The 15899-nt window shown below is 72.0% G+C and carries 16 protein-coding genes; 7 read left to right on the top strand and 9 right to left on the bottom strand.

Going from position 1 to position 15899, the window contains the following annotated elements:
• Positions 1–26: 26 nt before the first annotated feature.
• Positions 27–1172 carry an FAD-dependent oxidoreductase gene (locus ADK86_RS35385; RefSeq protein ID WP_053700293.1) on the top strand — a complete coding sequence of 382 codons (1146 nt, stop codon included), beginning with the start codon at positions 27–29 and terminating at the stop codon, positions 1170–1172.
• 19 nt (positions 1173–1191) lie between these two features.
• Here the strand turns inward: ADK86_RS35385 and ADK86_RS35380 are convergent, their stop codons facing one another.
• Both ADK86_RS35380 and ADK86_RS35375 read right to left on the bottom strand, forming a co-directional pair.
• Positions 1192–2382, bottom strand: coding sequence for a GDSL-type esterase/lipase family protein (locus ADK86_RS35380; protein WP_053700292.1), 1191 nt, complete (start codon positions 2380–2382; stop codon positions 1192–1194).
• Positions 2383–2442: 60 nt separating this feature from the next.
• Complete coding sequence (locus ADK86_RS35375) at positions 2443–3012, bottom strand: TetR/AcrR family transcriptional regulator (protein ID WP_053700291.1); 570 nt, start codon at positions 3010–3012, stop codon at positions 2443–2445.
• 466 nt (positions 3013–3478) lie between these two features.
• On the opposite strand from ADK86_RS35375, the gene ADK86_RS35370 reads away from it, so the two are divergent.
• Entirely contained in the window at positions 3479–6097 is a 2619-nt protein-coding gene (locus tag ADK86_RS35370; protein ID WP_053700290.1) for an MXAN_6230/SCO0854 family RING domain-containing protein, read from the top strand.
• Here ADK86_RS35370 and ADK86_RS35365 read toward each other — a convergent pair.
• On the bottom strand, positions 6072–6401 hold the full coding sequence (locus ADK86_RS35365; protein ID WP_053700289.1) for a hypothetical protein: 330 nt from the start codon (positions 6399–6401) through the stop codon (positions 6072–6074). The two genes, ADK86_RS35370 and ADK86_RS35365, sit on opposite strands and share 26 nt — an antisense overlap.
• A 635-nt stretch (positions 6402–7036) precedes the next feature.
• Between ADK86_RS35365 and ADK86_RS35360 the strand changes: the two genes are divergently transcribed.
• Complete coding sequence (locus ADK86_RS35360; protein WP_053700288.1) at positions 7037–7606, top strand: hypothetical protein; 570 nt, start codon at positions 7037–7039, stop codon at positions 7604–7606.
• 28 nt (positions 7607–7634) lie between these two features.
• Here ADK86_RS35360 and ADK86_RS35355 read toward each other — a convergent pair whose 3' ends face one another.
• From ADK86_RS35355 to ADK86_RS44020, 3 genes are all read right to left on the bottom strand, one after another.
• The gene (locus tag ADK86_RS35355; RefSeq protein WP_053700287.1) at positions 7635–8864 is read right to left on the bottom strand and encodes an MFS transporter; all 1230 of its coding nucleotides are present in this window, start codon (positions 8862–8864) and stop codon (positions 7635–7637) included.
• Positions 8865–8954: 90 nt separating this feature from the next.
• Complete coding sequence (locus ADK86_RS45040; RefSeq protein WP_078952477.1) at positions 8955–9071, bottom strand: hypothetical protein; 117 nt, start codon at positions 9069–9071, stop codon at positions 8955–8957.
• A 76-nt stretch (positions 9072–9147) separates the two neighbouring features.
• A complete protein-coding gene (locus ADK86_RS44020) occupies positions 9148–9303 on the bottom strand; it encodes a hypothetical protein (protein ID WP_199834536.1) in 156 nt (51 codons plus the stop codon).
• Between the two features lie 459 nt (positions 9304–9762).
• On the opposite strand from ADK86_RS44020, the gene ADK86_RS35350 reads away from it, so the two are divergent.
• Together ADK86_RS35350 and ADK86_RS35345 are read left to right on the top strand one after the other, a co-directional pair.
• Positions 9763–10551: a 3-hydroxybutyrate dehydrogenase gene (locus ADK86_RS35350; RefSeq protein WP_053700286.1), complete on the top strand. Its 789-nt coding sequence runs from the start codon at positions 9763–9765 to the stop codon at positions 10549–10551.
• Between the two features lie 145 nt (positions 10552–10696).
• Entirely contained in the window at positions 10697–11233 is a 537-nt protein-coding gene (locus ADK86_RS35345) for a DoxX family protein (RefSeq protein WP_053700285.1), read from the top strand.
• Positions 11234–11518: 285 nt separating this feature from the next.
• Here ADK86_RS35345 and ADK86_RS35340 read toward each other — a convergent pair whose 3' ends face one another.
• Positions 11519–11989, bottom strand: a complete 471-nt coding sequence (locus ADK86_RS35340) for a DIP1984 family protein (RefSeq protein WP_053700284.1) — start codon at positions 11987–11989, stop codon at positions 11519–11521.
• A gap of 239 nt (positions 11990–12228) precedes the next feature.
• Between ADK86_RS35340 and ADK86_RS35335 the strand changes: the two genes are divergently transcribed.
• Entirely contained in the window at positions 12229–13026 is a 798-nt protein-coding gene (locus ADK86_RS35335) for a hypothetical protein (protein WP_053700283.1), read from the top strand.
• On the opposite strand, the gene ADK86_RS35330 is transcribed toward ADK86_RS35335, so the two are convergent.
• A complete protein-coding gene (locus ADK86_RS35330) occupies positions 13014–13487 on the bottom strand; it encodes a macro domain-containing protein (RefSeq protein ID WP_053700282.1) in 474 nt (157 codons plus the stop codon). The two genes, ADK86_RS35335 and ADK86_RS35330, sit on opposite strands and share 13 nt — an antisense overlap.
• Positions 13488–13668: 181 nt before the next feature.
• Here ADK86_RS35330 and ADK86_RS35325 point away from each other — a divergent pair, with 181 nt between their 5' ends.
• On the top strand, positions 13669–14763 hold the full coding sequence (locus ADK86_RS35325) for an NAD(P)-dependent alcohol dehydrogenase (protein WP_234346249.1): 1095 nt from the start codon (positions 13669–13671) through the stop codon (positions 14761–14763).
• Here ADK86_RS35325 and ADK86_RS35320 read toward each other — a convergent pair.
• Positions 14760–15875, bottom strand: a complete 1116-nt coding sequence (locus tag ADK86_RS35320; RefSeq protein ID WP_053700368.1) for a M20 family metallopeptidase — start codon at positions 15873–15875, stop codon at positions 14760–14762. The two genes, ADK86_RS35325 and ADK86_RS35320, sit on opposite strands and share 4 nt — an antisense overlap.
• Positions 15876–15899: the final 24 nt, after the last annotated feature.

Here is a 15899-nt window from a genome sequence, read left to right as displayed (position 1 = left end):
CGCCAGCACCGAATCGAGGAACCACCATGCCCACCACGCACCACCCCCTCGCGATCGTCGGCGCCGGTCTCGGTGGTCTGACGCTGGCCCGTGTCCTGCATGTGCACGGCATCGAGGCGGTCGTCCTCGAAGGCGAGGCCGACCGGAACGTCCGCACCCAGGGCGGCATGCTCGACATCCACGACGACGCGGGACAGCAGGCCCTGCGCGCCGCCGGCCTCCACGAGCCGTTCCGCGCGCTCGTCCTCCCGGGCGGCGAGGCGACGCGCATCGTCGATCCGTACGGCACCGTACGGATGGAGGAAGCGGACGAGGGCGACGGCACCCGGCCCGAGGTGGACCGCGGCCGGCTCCGCGACCTGCTGCTGGACTCGCTGCCCGAGGGCACCGTCCGCTGGGGGAACAAGGTCACCGGCGCCCGCGCGCTGGGCGGCGGACGGCACGAGGTGACGTTCGCCGACGGTACGGCCTGCACCACCGGCCTGCTCGTCGGCGCCGACGGCGCCTGGTCCCGGATCCGGCCGCTGGTCTCCCCGGCCACCCCCGCCTACACCGGCATCTCCTTCGTCGAATCCGACCTGCTGGACGCCGACACCCGCCACCCGGACAGCGCCGCCCTCGTCGGCGGCGGCTTCTTCTTCAGCCTCGGCGACGGGAAGGGCTTCCTCGCCCACCGCGAGTCCGACGGCAGCCTGCACGTCTACACCGCACTGAAGACCGGCCCGGAATGGCTCGGCACCATCGACTTCGGCGCTTCCGCCACCGACACCGCCAAGAAGGCCGTCCTGGCCCAGTTCGACGGCTGGGACGACCGGCTGCGGGCCCTGGTCGCCGACGCCGACGGGCCGCTCGTACCGCGTCACATCCACGCTCTGCCTGTGGGCCACCGCTGGGACCGCACCCCCGGCGTGACCCTGCTCGGCGACGCCGCCCATCTGATGTCCCCGTTCGCGGGGGAGGGTGCCAACCTCGCCATGCTGGACGGCGCCGAACTCGGCCGGGCTGTCGCCGCCCACCCCGGTGACACCGAAGCCGCCCTCGCCGCGTACGAGCAGGCCCTCTTCCCGCGCAGCGAGGCGTCCGCCGCCGAGTCCGCGGCCAACCTGGACCTGATGTTCGGCGACCGGGGACTGGAGCGGCTGCTCGACCTGTTCGCCTCCCACCAGGGTTGACCGGCGGGCGGCGCCCGGATCAGGCGGCCCGGCCGTCCGCGAAGGCGCCCTCGCCGGTGAAGGCCAGCCCGGCGAAGCGCTCGCCGATGCGGCGGTGGGTGGCGGCGTCCGGGTGGAGTTCGTCGGGCAGCGGCAGCTCGGCCGCGTCCGCCGCGCCGTAGAGGTCGCGGCCGTCCAGGTAGTGCAGGTTCGGGTCCTGGGCCGCCCGCTGCGCCACGATCCGGGCCAGCTCGTCGCGGATGACGCTCAGCGTCAGCTTTCCGCTCGCGACCTCCGCCGGGTCGCCCGTGGCCCGGAACCGCAGCTGGCCGGAGCTGATGGAGGAGAAGTCCGGGGCGCAGGGGCCGGGGGTGTCCTCGTGGATGGGGCACAGGATGGGGGAGACGACCAGCAGCGGCGCGGTGGGGTGGCCTTCCCGGATCGTGTCGAGGAAGCCGTGGACGGCGGGGGTGAAGGCGCGCAGCCGCATCAGGTCGGCGTTGACCAGGTTGATGCCGATCTTGACGCTGATCAGGTCGGCCGGCGTGTCCCGCAGCGTACGGGCGGTGAACGGATCGAGCAGGGCGCTGCCGCCCAGGCCCAGATTGATCAGTTCGACGCCGCCGAGGGACGCGGCGAGCGCCGGCCAGGTCGTGGTGGGGCTCGCCGCGTCCGAGCCGTGGCTGATCGAGCTGCCGTGGTGCAGCCACACCCGGCGCCCCCGGTCCGGTACGGGCTCGACGGGAGCGTCGGTGCGCAGCGCGAGGAGTTCGGTGGTCTCGGTGTGCGGCAGCCAGATCTCGACGTCCTTGGGGCCGTCGGCCAGGCCGGTGAAGCGGACGGTGCCGGGCGCACCGGGCCGCTGCTCGGCGGTCCCGGCGGCCATGTCGATGGTCAGAGTGTTGCCGCAGTCCGGCAAGTCGGCCCGGCCTGCCGGACGGCCGTCGACGACCAGGTCGTACACGCCGTCCGGCCGGGGCGGGGCGCCCACGTACACCCGCTTGGTGGGCAGTGCGTCCAGTTCGACGGCGGTGGCCCGGGTACGGAAGACCAGCCGCACGCCCGACGGCTGCGACTCGGCCATGGCCAGTTGCCCGTCGACGTTCTGGGCGCGGGCCCACGCGGGCAGCCGGTGCGGCAGCACGCCGCGCTCGGTGCGTTCCACGTCGAGGGCGCCGCGCAGCAGGTCGGCGGTGATGGGGGTGGTGATCCAGTCGGGGTTGGTGTGCATGACCTTTACCTGTAGGTGTGGCGTGGTGGAGGGAGTGTTCGGTGCGGGGCCCGGCCCTGATCAGGTCGCGGGCCAGTTCCGCAGCAGGGCGTCGAGCGCGTCCAGGACCCGTGTCCAGGTCTCCTGCGTGTCGGGAGCGCTGTGGCTGAAACCGCCGCCCAGCTCCAGGCTCACGTAACCGTGGAAGACGCTGCCCAGCAGCCGTACGGCATGGGTCTGGTCCGGCTCCGACAGGTCGTAACCGCGCAGCAGGGCCCGCGTCATCTGCGCGTGCCGCACGCCCGCGCTGGCGGCGGCCGTCGCCGGGTCCAGCCTGAGCTGCGCCGCGGCATAGCGGCCGGGGTGCTCCCGGGCGTAGTCGCGGTAGACGTTCGCCAGGGCGGTCAGGGCGTCCTTGCCCGCCCGCCCGGCCAGGGCGTCGGCGGCCCGGTCGGCGAGTTCCTCCAGGGCGAGGAGGGCGATCCGGGTCTTGAGGTCGTGCGAGTTCTTCACGTGCGAGTACAGGCTCGCGACCTTCACGTCGAACCGCCTGGCCAGCGCCGAGACGGTCACCTGGTCAAAGCCGACCTCGTCGGCCAGTTCGGCGCCCGCCCGGGTCAGACGTTCCGCGGTCAGCCCTACGCGTGCCATGGGGTTCCTTTCGTTTGGCGTAACCGAGTATGCAGTTGCCTAAAGCCTTTAGGCAAGCTGGCGTGTGAGTTAGGTAGATCACGGGTGAGGTGGGGCCGGCGGCAGCCCGCGGCCCTGCCCGTAAATTCATTTCGCCGCTTCCCCGGCGCTTGCTAATGTGTGCCACGCGGGGCGGCTCCGCAGCGTGCTTCCTTCTCACTTTCCTCTCTCGAAAAATGAGTGCGCTCACTTTCCGCCCCGCTTCAACGTCTTTGCCGTGACGCCGACTTGATCTCGGGCAAGTGTCGCTGACCAGCTGCTCTTCCTGCGCTCGGGCCGCAGCTCAATGCGGATGCGGCACGCTTTCGGGGCTTGATACGTTCACCGGGGCGCGAAGCGGCAGAAACAACCGACAGGCCGACTCGCGCACGTATTCCGCAGGAATTCGCGTGGCCCCGGCGTTCCCGCCGGGCGGGGGAGGAAGGCCATGACGCTCACCATCAGCACGATCCGTACCGACAGCCGCCGCAGCCTGGCTGCCGTACTCCTGTCCCGTCGCGGCGCGGTCTACCTGCCCGCCGCCACGGCCGGGGACGCGGCACGCCCGACGGTGGACGGCCTCGCGGGTGTCTCGCTGCTGGAGGCCGACCTCCTGGAACGCGGCTACCTGATGTCCGCCGACCTGCGGCAGGCCCTGTCCGTACTGGACACCCGGGCGCTGACCGCGGCGGGCCGCGCCCTGCTCGCGGACCTCGACCACGGCCTCGGTGCGGACCGCGACTACAGCCCGCTCTTCCGCGGCTTCCCGGAGACCACACCCGCGGACACCGACGCCTTCTACATCGACCGCGTGCTGACCCTCCTCTTCCAGAAGCCCCGGCAGCCGTGCGTCCTGTGCGGTACGGACGGGACGGTGCACGCCCTCGCGCCGTGCGCCCATCTGGTGTGCCGGATGTGCTTCGACGGCAAGGACTTCTCCGGCTGCCCGGTCTGCCACTGCCGCCTCGTCGCCGACGACCCGTTCCTGAGCCCGCAGGTACCGCGCCCGGAAGCCGAGCCCGGCCGCGCCCTGCCCGAGCGCCTGCGCGTCCTCGCTCACGGCGGCGACCTCGCCGCCCGTACGGCCGACGCGGGCCGCGAGCTGAACACCCTCCTCGCCCGCACCGGCGCGCCGAGCCCGCAGGACACCGACGACCTCCACACCCTCCTGGACTCCCGGGACCGCACCGACCTGGCCTGGCTGCCCCGCACCGTCCCGGGCCGCGAAACCAAGGCCCGGCTCCTCGCCTGGCTGCTCGCCGACCCGGCCGCGCACGCCGTGACGCTGCCCGCGGCCACCGGCCTGATCGACACCGCGACCGATGTGCTGCGGCTGCTCGTGGTGCGCTCCGGCGGCGACGCCGGCCTGGTCGACGTACCCCGCTTCGCCCAGGTGCCGCGCCCGCTGCGCCGCGCCCTGCTGTCCGTACTCGACCGGCTCGAACCGGCCCTGGCCGTCGAGGACATGCGCCGCCACCCGAGGGCGTGGAAGCACGCCGCCGAGCGGCTGCACCCCTTCGAGTACGCCGAGCGCTACCCGCGCGCCGCGCTCGCCGTCGCCGTACTGCGCGAGGTCCGGCTCAGCGACGACGCCCTGTCCGAGCGGCTGCGTACGGAGGCGCGAACCCTGCCGTACGCCGACGCCTCCGGCGACCGGGTCCGCCTGCCGCACTGGCCCGCCCGCGTCGAAGCCGCGCTGGCGGACCGGGACGTGCCCGCCGCCGTCGCCCTGCTCGCCCAGCGCCCCGGCGAACTGCTGCGCCGCCTGGACCACTTGCTGCGGCTGGCGGCCGCGAACGGCGACCACGTCGGCGCGGTGCCGGCCGCGCTGGACAAGGCCGTACGGAAGGTGTCCCCGGCGGTGCTGCTCTCCGCCCTCGGCGAGATCCGGACCCGTACCGCCCCCGAGCAGCACGACCGCGTCTTCTTCCCCAAGGGCGGCAACGCGAAGGCGCACATCGTCGCGGACGAGCGCGGCCCGCTGCCCGCGGACGCCGTTGCCCGTACGGTGACCGTCCTGACCGGCGAGATACTGCGCCGCGCCGCCGCCCGGCCGCCGGTGGACCTGGCGGTCGTCGATGCCGGACTCAACGGTGTCATCGCGCCGTTCGCGGAGCGCACCGCCTCGCGCGCCCTCGTCACCCTGCCGCGCGGCAGTGAACTGCCGGTGCCCGAGGGACGTACGGTGCGCCTGTTCCTGCACTGGATGGAGAGCGCGGTCTCCGGCCGTACCGACCTGGACCTGAGCGTGGCGCTGTACACCGCCGACTGGCAGCACACCGGCACCTGCGACTACACCGACCTGCGCTTCCGGAAGGACGCCGCGGTGCACTCCGGCGACCTGACCAGCGCACCGGCGCCGCAGGGTGCGGCGGAGTTCGTGGACCTCGACCTGGACCAGCTGGCGGCGGCCGGCGTCCGCTATGCGGTCGCCGTGGTCTTCTCCTACAACAACGTCGCGTTCGAGGACCTGGACGAGGCGTTCGCCGGGCTGATGGTCCGCGACCGGCCGGGGGACGAGGGGCTGGTGTTCGACCCGCGCCAGGTGGAGCAGCGCTTCGACCTGACGGGCCGGGCCCGCGCCGCGGTGCCGATGGTCCTGGATGTGGCGGGCCGTACGATGCGCTGGCTCGACGTGGTCAAGGGCGTCACCGGCACCCACCACGCCGTGCACCGCCACGCGGACGCCCTGGCCACGCTCGGCCGGGGCCTGACGGCCCTGTTCGCCTCCGGCGCCCGGATCGGCCTCGGCGAACTGGCCACCTGGCAGGCCGCCGCCCGCGCGCGCACCGTCGTGGTGCGCCACCACGACGGCTCGGCGAGCACCTACCGGCGCCGCGACGGCGAGGACACGGCGGAGTTCGCCGGCCGCATCGGGACGCCGACGACGGACGCCGCCGGCACCCCGGACCTCGGACAGGCCCAGCTGGCGTACCTGCTGCGCGGCGACCTGCCGCTGACCGGACAGGCGGAGGTCTTCGCGCTGCACCCGGCCGGACTGGACGCGGGGGAGGCACGCCTCCTGGCCGCCTCCGACCTCGTCACGTCGCTGGCCGCGGACGGGTAGCTCCCCGGCGGTCCGCCGGGGAGCGCCGCGCGGCCGTCAGTTCCAGCGGACCAGGGAGGTACGGTGCTTGTCCGCCGGACCAGGGACGTAGGTGCTTGTCCGCGCCGTCGAGGGGCTGGTCCACGTTCGCGACCTTCAGCGGCCGGGCTCCGGCCGTGAAGTCCCTGCGGAACGGCGTCCACTGCCTGCTCTCGCCCAGGCCCTTGGTGCCCAGGTCGGTGAGGAAGGCGTCTGCGCCGACCCGGCCCTTGTCCGCGAACTGCGTGAGACGGACGCCCCCGGACCGCCCGCCCGTGGCCACCACCCCGCCGGACGGAACGGCACGTCCGCGGACGCCGGTCGGGGCCAGTACGGTGGCCGCCAGCGGTCCGTCCTGTCCGAGGAGAGACGGGATCTTCGCGTACGGGACGCGCTGCTCGCTCGCGATGCCCGCCTCCGTGCCGCGCGAGACGATCGGGTCGCTCGACCGGAAGCCGTGGGGCTGCTCGCGTTGTGCCAGAGCCTGCCCGTGACCGGGTGGAAGACGGCATCGCTGTTCTTCGCGCGCTCGGTGAACGCGTCCGGGTCGGGCGGAAAGACCTCCTTGCCCGTGGTCAGGTCGAAGGCGGCGGCCCGGCCCACCTTGCAGGCCCGGGCGATGCCCGCCACCTGCGTGAGGTCCTTGTCGAACGCCAGGTCCGCCCCCTTGGCAGGGCGTCCTTCTCGCACACGGCCGTCGGCTCCATGCCGCTCGGCAGGACGGTGCTGCGTTCGGCGACGACCGCGCCGTCCGGCAGCATCGGCACCGCCTCCGCAGGCGGCGAGCAACAGCGCGGCTCCCGCCATGATCCCGGCCTTGACGCTACGTCGTGTCACAACATCTCCTCGTTGGTGCCGCCGCGACCGGGCCAACCCGGGCCCGGCAACGAACACAGGACGTCACGGGGAGAGGGCGAGCCGATGCTGCTGACACTGACCGGGGGATCGGGCGCGGGGAAGACGACGCTGGCAGCCGCGCTGGCGGCCACCACACCCTGCGAATCCGTACGGGTGCTGCACGCCGACGACTATTACTTCCGTACACCGGACAGCGGTGTGTGGTACCTCGGCGAGAACGGCGTACCCCACCTGGACTTCGGCGATCCCCGGTCGCTGGACATCGCGCGCCTCACCCTCGACACCGAAGCGGCGCTGGCCTCCCACGCGGTGGCCATCGTCGACGGCCTGTTCGCCTGCCGCGTCGTACCCCAGGTGACGTGCGCACGCTTTCACGTCTTCGTCGACCTCCCGGCCGACCTCCGGCTCGTACGGAAGATCCAGCGCAAATGCCTGCGCGACGGCTTCCCCCTCGACGTCCTGCTGCACAACTACCTCCGCCACCGCCGCGACGCCCACGACCGACACGTCGAACCCGCCCGCCATGACTGCGACCTGGAACTCGATGGCACCCTGCCGACCGAGGCGCTGGCACGGCAGGTCTGGGCGGCGGTGCTGGCCAGGGGGCTGATAGGGCTTCGGCAGTCCTACTAGGGGGTTCGCTTGGCCACCCACATCCACCTCACTCGGCCGACGCTTCCGAAGTGACGCGCGCCCCCTCCACGGCAGGGCACAGACGCGGGACGCGCGCCCCGCAGACCGCACCGGCCGCCCAGGCCGCCGAGGCCAGCAGCAGGGCTCCGGCCAGTCCGCCGTGTGCCAGGGACCAGCCGCCGACCGCCGCGCCGAGCGCGCCGCCGGCCATCATCGCCCCGGCCACCCACGATTGCGTCTCGGCCTCCTCGCCTTTGCCCGCATGGTCGGCTGCCGTGCCGTACACGGAGGCGAAGCAGGGGCCCAGGCAGAAGCCGACCGGCAGGCAGGCCAGCGGCACGAGGAAGGGGTGGACGAAGCTCGCGACGGCCAGCAGCAGGAGGCACACCGCGTTTCCACCCAGCGGCACGGTGGGTTGCATCAGGCGCCGGGCGGCCCGGGCGGGGAGGCCGCCGAGCAGCGCGCCGCCCGCCATGCTGGCCATCGCGATGAGACTCAGCAGCGCCCCGCCGGCCAGCGTCACCTCGCCCTTGCGCCCGTAGGAGGCGAGCGAGACCTCCATGACATTCACGCCGAGGAAGAAACAGAACGCGACGCTGAAGACCCGGCGCAGCGCCGCCGAGCGCAGCGGTCCTGCCCAATGCTCGCGCGCGGGCGCTTCCTTGGGGGACCGGGCGCCGGTGCCGCGCAGGCCCAGCGGCACCGCGACGGCCACCAGCAGCCCGCAGACCAGCAGCGAGGCATCCGGTGTGATGCTGCGTGCCAGGACGACCGCCGCGACCGGGCCGACCATGAAGCCGAAGTCCGCGAGGACCGAGTCCAGGGCCAGCGCGGTCGTCCGCAGGTCACCTGGGACCGCCTTCCGCCACATCACACGGGTGAGGGTGCCGATGGGCGGCAGGCTGACGGCGGCCAGTACGGACATGCAGAACAGCGCGGTGAGGCCGGCGTGGGCGCGCGCGGCGGCGACGAACAGCAGCAGCGTGCCGAGGTGCAGGACGAGCAGCGGCCACAGCACCGCGGCGTAGGAGTACCGGTCGAGCAGCCTGCCCCGCAGCGGCGTGGTCATCGCGCCGAACGACGCGGCCGCGACCACCAGGGTGGCGCCGCCGTAATCGAGATGGTGCGATGCCAGGGCCAGCAGGGACATCGCATACATGCCCGGCTGGAGCTTGGCCGTCAGGGCGGCGACGGCCGACAGGCGGAAGCCGGGTACCGCGAAGAGCAGCCGGTACTTGCGCACCAGATCCGTCGCCAACAGGGGGTCTCCTCGATCGTCGGTGCGCCGGTGCACGCCGTACGGCAGCGCCGCGGCCGGTGCGCGGGCCGTCCGTCGTCACTTCGCACGTCACTTCTCGCCGAGCTGGGCGAAGATCTCCGCCCGGGCGTGCTCCGACTTCTCGAACACACCGCGGAATACGGAGGACGACATGGTCGACGGCGTGCGGATACCCCGCATGGTCATACAGAGATGTTCCCCCGCCCCACCACGGCCAGATCGTCCGTACCGGTGATGTCGGCGATCTCGTCCGCGATATCACTCACGAGACGCCCCCGTCCGCGTGGTAGGGCCAGCGTTTCTCCAGCAGCTCTTCGCTGAAGGCGTACACCGAAATGAGCCGGTGCCCTCTGTCCTTCACCGCCTTCTTGTACTTGACGCCGGACTTCACCGGATTGATGACGACGACGCTGGACATACGGAATCCCCCTCCGTCGGGTCGAGCACCAAGGACGCGCACCACGCGCACACTGGAGCCGGTCGTGGCACATGCGCGGAAAGACGGGGGCGCTGTCACCAACCCTGGCGAGGAATGGCCCGGTTGACGCTGCCCGGCAAAGCGATGCCCGTGGGGAAAGGCGTAACCCACGGGCGGACCGTACGACGGGACCGTGTTGCTCCCGGCGTACCGACTGAGCGCGAACACCGATTTCTCTGGATCACAACAAAACGCAACACGCTATCCGTACCCTTTCCGGTGCCACCAGACCTTATTAGTCCCACTTATCCGGTCTCGGTGGACGGCGGGTCCCCTCGATTCTGGCCGTACGGACGGCGAGTTCGCGGGCCCGTGGCGTGAACTCGCCACCGCGGCCCACAGACCGTGGGCCACCCCCCCCATAGGCACCGGGCCGCGCTGCCCTTACCGTTCTCCATCATGATTCCCACCACGCCGCCCCCCTCCTCGTTTTCCGCCGACGTCATCGACCTCAGCGGGCGTACCGTCCTCGTGACCGGTGCCGGCAGCGGTATCGGCAAAGCGTGCGCCATCGCCTTCGCGGCGGCTGGGGCCGCGGTCCACGTGGTCGACAAGGACGCCGAGTCGGCCGAAGCCGTCGCCGCGGAAATCGGCGGCCGGGCGCATATCGCGGACCTGGCCGATTCCGCCGCGATCGAGCGGCTGCCGGCCGAGGCCGACATCCTCGTCAACAACGCCGGATTCCAGCACGTGGCCCCGCTCACCGCATTCCCGCCGGAGCGGTTCACGCTGATGCAGCAGGTGATGGTCACGGCACCGTTCCTTTTGCTGCGGCGCACGCTGCCGTATATGTACGCGAACGGCTGGGGCAGAGTCGTGAACATCTCCAGCGTCCACGGGCGGCGGGCGAGTGCCTACAAGGCCGCCTACGTCGCCGCGAAGCACGCCTTGGAAGGGCTGAGCAAGGTCACCGCCATGGAAGGCGCGGAGCATGGTGTGACCAGCAACTGCATCAACCCCGGCTACGTCCGTACGCCGCTGGTCGAAAAGCAGATCCGCGACCAGGCCGCCGCGCATGGGATCGACCCCGCGGACGTGCTCAATGACGTGCTGCTGGCCCGGTCACCGATCAAGCGCTTGCTGGAGCCCGAGGAGGTCGCCGCGGCGGCGCTGTGGCTGTGCTCGCCGCACGCCGGTTACGTGAACGGCGCCTCCGTACCCCTGGACGGCGGCTGGGGAGCCGGCTGACCCGCCCCGGCACACACTGGCGCCGGCGCGCACCGGGCCGCCGCCCCTCACCTGAATGGCCGAGTGGACGAGGCCGCGACGTGTCGGGGGAGCGACGATGGGCACGCGGAGGGGACTGTCCCTGCCAGCTGCTCCGGGAGTCACCGTGACCTGTTTCGACCGACGAGACCTGGGCCTGCTGCTGCTCCGGGCAGGCGCAGGCAGCGTGCTGGCCGCGCACGGCGCGCAAAAGCTGTTCGGCTGGTTCGGCGGCGGCGGGCTTGAGGGGACCGGCCAGTTCATGGAGTCCGTCGGGTACGTACCGGGCAAGGCGAACGCGACGGTCGCGGGGCTCACCGAGGTCGGCAGCGGTGTGCTGCTGGCCCTGGGCCTGGCGACCCCGGCTGCCGGCGCGGCCGCCGCGGGGGCGATGGCGGGCGCCGCCGTCGTACACCGGCCCAACGGCTTCTTCGCGCAGGACGGCGGCTACGAGCACCCCGCCTACCTGGGCCTGACAGCCACCGGCCTCGGCATCACAGGCCCCGGCAGGCTCTCCCTCGACCACGCCTTCGGCCACGTCTTCAACCGTGGCTGGATGGTCCCGGCAGCGATCGCGGCAACGGGTGTGGCCACGGGGATGGTGGTGGGGGCACGTAACAAGAGGGTGCGGCAGGAGGAGCAGGGGAGTGCGGCGGGGGAGTGAGGGGGCCGTGCCCTGATGCCCCTGTCCCGGCCACGCCCACCCCGTACCGAACGATGTGGAAACCCCGAACCCGCCCTCGCCGCCCCGGATCTGCACGTGGTGATGTGCTGTGCGGTGTGCACCATTTCCTGTACGCGATGCTGAGCTGCACTGTCAGTGGGGAATCGAACCCCGGCGTTGCTCTTCACGCACCAGGAGTGGACCGGAAAACCGCCGGCCCTCGGTGTGTGCACGCCTCCGGAACGGCTACCTGCTCCACATCGGCGTCCGCTGCCGCCCGCCTGCTCAGTCCAGCAGATCGACCTCCCAGTTCGTCCGCTGGATCGCCACGTCGATCTCCCGGACCTCCCGCGCGATGAGATCCGCCTGCCGCCGCAGTTCCGCGACCGGCAGCGCCGGAAGCGTCAGCAGCTCGGACCGGAGCTGCCGGCCGTACCCGCGCTCGCCCGTCCCCGCCGCCGCGTCCGCGGCCGACGTGACCACCGAGTGACGCAGCCGCAGCACGTCCCGGCGCGCGAGCGCGTCGGTGAGCGTGCCGTGCCGGCCCATGTCCACGGCGGCGTTGGTGCGGTTGATGCGCCGGATCAGCGTCTCCAGGGTGGCCAGCACCTCGTCCGCCTCGGCCAGCAGTTCGGCCGCGTCCTCGGCGGGCGTTTCGCCCTCCTGGTACCGCGCGCTGCTGACGACGCGCGCACGCAGCTGTTCCACACGCCGCGCCGCCTCCGCGCGTTCCGCCAGTGCTTCGGCGAGTTTCACCGCCCACCTCCTCTGTGCAGCTGTGAGTCCGCGCAAGTATCGGATGTAAATACGCCTATTCGCACCTGCTTTTCGCGACAGGACCCGCCATTGCCGGACCATGGCAGATAGAAGCCGTCAACCCTTGCCTGCTGTACGCATGATGCGCCGGCCTCCGGCCGGGAAAGGCTGGGGTGCCAGGCCCGGAGCGGCGCTCGCGGGGCCGGCGCCACGGACCAGGCCAGGAGAGACGGCGAACCATGACGATGACGCGAGCAAACACGTCCCACGGGGCGGACGGCCCGCCACTGCCCCCGCCCCGAACCGGCCGGACCGCCCACCGGTCCCCGGGCCGGGCACGTCTCACCGGCATCGCGCTGATCGCGCTGACCGCCATCTCGGCACTGTCCTGCTACTTCACCTTCGCCGCCTGGCTGCCCGCGGACATCAAGCACTACCGGGACTACGTGGCCGCCCAGCCGTGCCCCGCCCACCCGCGACCGGAAGCGGCGCACGACTGCCTCCGTACGGTCTCGTTCACGGTCGAGAACACGGAAGTCAGGGGCGGGCGGAACGGCAGCTACAAGGCGACCCTGTCCGGCGCGCCGGCCGGTAACGGGGAAGCGGTGTTCGGCGACCCCGATCCGGTGCTCGAAACACTGGAGCCGGGCGACCGGATCACCGGTACGGTCTGGCGCGGCCGCGTCATGACGATCAGTAAAGCGGGCGCGGAACAAACCACCTCCGACGCACCACGCGACGAGCCCCAGATGACGGCCGCCCTCGGCACGTTCCTGGGCCTGCTGGCCGCCATGACCCTGCTCTTCGGCACCGTCCGGCTGACCAGCCCCCGATCCCACGCCCCCTTCACCTGGCGCCCGTACGGCAGACCCCTGCTCATAGCCACGGCGCTCACCTGCGCCGCCGTGGGCTTCCTGACCCTGCTGCTCGGCCTCCCGTGGTGTCTGGTGCCGGGCATCTCCGCACCGGCGGTGGGGTATACGGGGTGGGCGTTCTACCGGTACCGGCGGCAGACGGAAGCCGCTCAAGCGGCGTAGACCGTAGTGGATACGCCGCGGGCGCACAGGGTCTTGTTGATGATCGGCTCGATGCGTTCCCACTTGCCGCCGGCGAGGCCGCAGCCGATGCGCGGCATGTGGACGGATGCCTGGTGGGCGAGGGCGTGGTCGGCGACGGTGTGCAGGCTGCGTTCGACGGCCTCGTAACGGATGGGCGGGCCGCTGCTGCCGGTCTTCATCCCGCGTTGCGCGACCATGTTGGCGACCCATATGTCAGGTCGGACCTGCACCAACTGCACGGCACCGAGCGCGAAGTCGTTCTCGGCGCGCGCACGGTGCCAGCGGCGGTAAGCGCGCTCCGGTTCGGGCCAGCGACGCGAAACGGCCAGGACGAAGCCCTTGCCCCAGCCGCCGAGGTCGTTGCAGACATGGGCGATAATCTTCGGGCCCTTGGCCTGGGGGTCGGTTGCGTCACCGGCGATGATCTTGAGTGATTCCACGGCGGCATGGTGTCTTGATCGGTTGTCGGGCGTCCACCGAGTTCCCCGAGGCTGGGACGGGGCAGGGCCGGGACAGGGGGCGGGCCTGGAGCCGAAAGGCAGGCGTTTCGGGTGGGGAAGACGCGTCTTCGTGCCTGTGACCAGTGAGGGAGTGTGTGCGTTGCGGATACGAGCGGCTCTGGTGGAAGCACCCGGCGGGCCCTTCGCCGTTCAGGATCTGGAGCTTGAAGCGCCCAGGGCGGACGAGATTCTGGTGCGGATCACCGCCGCGGGGATCTGTCACACCGACCTGAGCATGCGGCGGATGTGGCCTCCGCAGCGGCTGCCGATGGTCTTCGGGCATGAGGGGGCCGGGGTCGTCGAGGCGGTGGGTGACGCGGTGACCGGGTTCGTGCCCGGGGACACGGTGTGCCTCACGTACCGGAGTTGTGGTGGTTGTGCGCAGTGTGCGGTGGGGGAGCCTGCTTACTGCGAGGACGCCGGGATTCTGAATGCCGGTGGCTGCCGTCCCGACGGCAGTAGCCCGCTCTCCCGTACGGACGGCGCCCCGGTCTACGGCAACTTCTTCGGCCAGTCCGCTTTCGCGTCGCACTGCCTCACCACCGAGAGCAACACCGTCAAGATTCCCGCGGATGTCCCCGCGGCCGTTGCCGCCCCTTTGGGGTGCGGTGTCCAGACGGGTGTCGGTACGGTCCGTACGGTCCTGTGCCCGCCCCCGGGCGCCACGCTGGCCGTGTTCGGCACCGGCGGTGTCGGCCTGAGTGCCGTCATGGCCGCCGTCGCCGACGACTGCACCGTCATCGCCGTCGACCCCATCGCCGCGCGCCGCTCGCTGGCCATGGAACTGGGCGCCTCGGCGGTCATCGACCCCACCACCGAGGACGACGTGGCGGCGGCCCTCCGCGATCTCACCCACGGAGGGCCGCGTTACGCGATCGACACGACCGGAAAACCGGCCGTCGTGTCCCAGGCGATCGGCACCTTGCGCAAACGGGGCACGCTCGCCCTGGTCGGTATCGGTACGGCGCAATTCGACACCCTGCCGGTGCTGACCAAGGGCCTCACCCTGCGCGGGGTGACCGAAGGCGACGCCGTACCGGCCAAGGTCATTCCGGAACTGATCGACCTTTACCGGCAGGGACGGCTTCCGCTCGAAAAACTCATCACCGAGTTCCCTTTCACCGATATCGAGGCCGCCGCGGAAGCCGCCGCCACGGGGCGCGTCGTCAAGCCTGTCCTGGTCGGGCCTGCCGCCGGCGGGCCCGACAACGGTTAGGCATCCAGCGGCCGGGCATCTGGGTCCGTACGCCCCTGGTCGCGGCCGTTCCGTACGGAGCGGATCGCCTCCACCAGCCCCGCGACCAGGCGCGCCCGCTCGGCCATGGCCTCGATCACCACGTACTCGTGGTCGGCGTGGGCGCCGCCGCCCACGGCTCCGAGACCGTCGAGTGTCGGTACGCCCAGTGCGGCCGTGAAGTTGCCGTCGCTGCCGCCGCCGACCGCCACTCCTTCGACGCCGGGCAGCAACCGCTGTGCCAGAGCGAAGAGTTCGGCCGACGCGGACTCGGGCATCGGGGGACGGCCGATGCCGCCCCGAACGGTGATCTCCGCCTCGTCCAGGTGGGGGGAGAGCGCCGCGAAGGCCGCTTCGACGCGGTCCTTCTCGTCGGCCGTCTCGACCCGTACGTCCACGGTGATGGTCGCTTCCGCGGGGACGACGTTGTCCAGGGTTCCGGCGGAAGCGACGGTCGGGGTGACCGTCGTACCGATGTCGGGGCGGCCGAGCGCCGCGATGTCCAGCACCAGGTGGGCCGCTTCGACCAGGGCGTTGACGCCCGCCGCGGGTTCGAGGCCCGCGTGCGAGGCCCGGCCCGTGACGGTGACGTGGAAGGTGCCGCAGCCCTTGCGGCCGGTCTTCAGGGCTCCGCCCTCACCGGCACCCTCCATGACGAGGACCGCGCCACAGGCGCGGGCCCGTTCCTCGATGAGGCTCCGGGAGGAGTGGGAGCCGACCTCCTCGTCGGCGGTCACCAGGAATTCCACGCCCGACCGGTCGGCGAGCGAGGCCACGGCATGGACCGCCTGGACCAGGCCGCCCAGCATGTCGAAGACGCCGGGCCCGGTCGCCCGCCCGTGCTCGGCCCTGAACGGGCGGCGGGCCAGGGTGCCGAGCGGAAAGACCGTGTCGTGGTGCCCCAGGATCAGTACGTCCGGGTCGCCGCCGCCCGACCAGTGGACATGCGGCCCGGCTTCGCTCTCGATGAGGGTGGCCTGCCCGCCCAGGCGGTTTTCGAGTACGGCGGCGACCGTGCGCGCCGACGCGGCCAAGGCGTCGCGATCGCGCGACGGGGATTCGATTTCGACGAGGGCCCTCAGGTCCGCGAGCATCGCGTCGACATCGAAGGCGGTATC

Source organism: Streptomyces sp. NRRL F-5755 (assembly GCF_001279365.1).
Lineage (GTDB): Bacteria > Actinomycetota > Actinomycetes > Streptomycetales > Streptomycetaceae > Streptomyces > Streptomyces rimosus.
Note: the sequence above shows the minus strand (reverse complement) of the source record. Positions and strands in the feature narration are given on the sequence as shown.

Excerpts from the sequence above, each read along its gene's own strand:
- ADK86_RS35385 (WP_053700293.1), top strand. The coding sequence starts at position 27 with ATGCCCACCACGCACCACCCCCTCGCGATCGTCGGCGCCGGTCTCGGT.
- ADK86_RS35380 (WP_053700292.1), bottom strand. The coding sequence starts at position 2,382 with ATGCACACCAACCCCGACTGGATCACCACCCCCATCACCGCCGACCTG.
- ADK86_RS35375 (WP_053700291.1), bottom strand. The coding sequence starts at position 3,012 with ATGGCACGCGTAGGGCTGACCGCGGAACGTCTGACCCGGGCGGGCGCC.
- ADK86_RS35370 (WP_053700290.1), top strand. The coding sequence starts at position 3,479 with ATGACGCTCACCATCAGCACGATCCGTACCGACAGCCGCCGCAGCCTG.
- ADK86_RS35360 (WP_053700288.1), top strand. The coding sequence starts at position 7,037 with ATGCTGCTGACACTGACCGGGGGATCGGGCGCGGGGAAGACGACGCTG.
- ADK86_RS45040 (WP_078952477.1), bottom strand. The coding sequence starts at position 9,071 with ATGACCATGCGGGGTATCCGCACGCCGTCGACCATGTCGTCCTCCGTA.
- ADK86_RS44020 (WP_199834536.1), bottom strand. The coding sequence starts at position 9,303 with ATGTCCAGCGTCGTCGTCATCAATCCGGTGAAGTCCGGCGTCAAGTAC.
- ADK86_RS35350 (WP_053700286.1), top strand. The coding sequence starts at position 9,763 with ATGATTCCCACCACGCCGCCCCCCTCCTCGTTTTCCGCCGACGTCATC.
- ADK86_RS35335 (WP_053700283.1), top strand. The coding sequence starts at position 12,229 with ATGACGATGACGCGAGCAAACACGTCCCACGGGGCGGACGGCCCGCCA.
- ADK86_RS35320 (WP_053700368.1), bottom strand. The coding sequence starts at position 15,875 with ATGCTCGCGGACCTGAGGGCCCTCGTCGAAATCGAATCCCCGTCGCGC.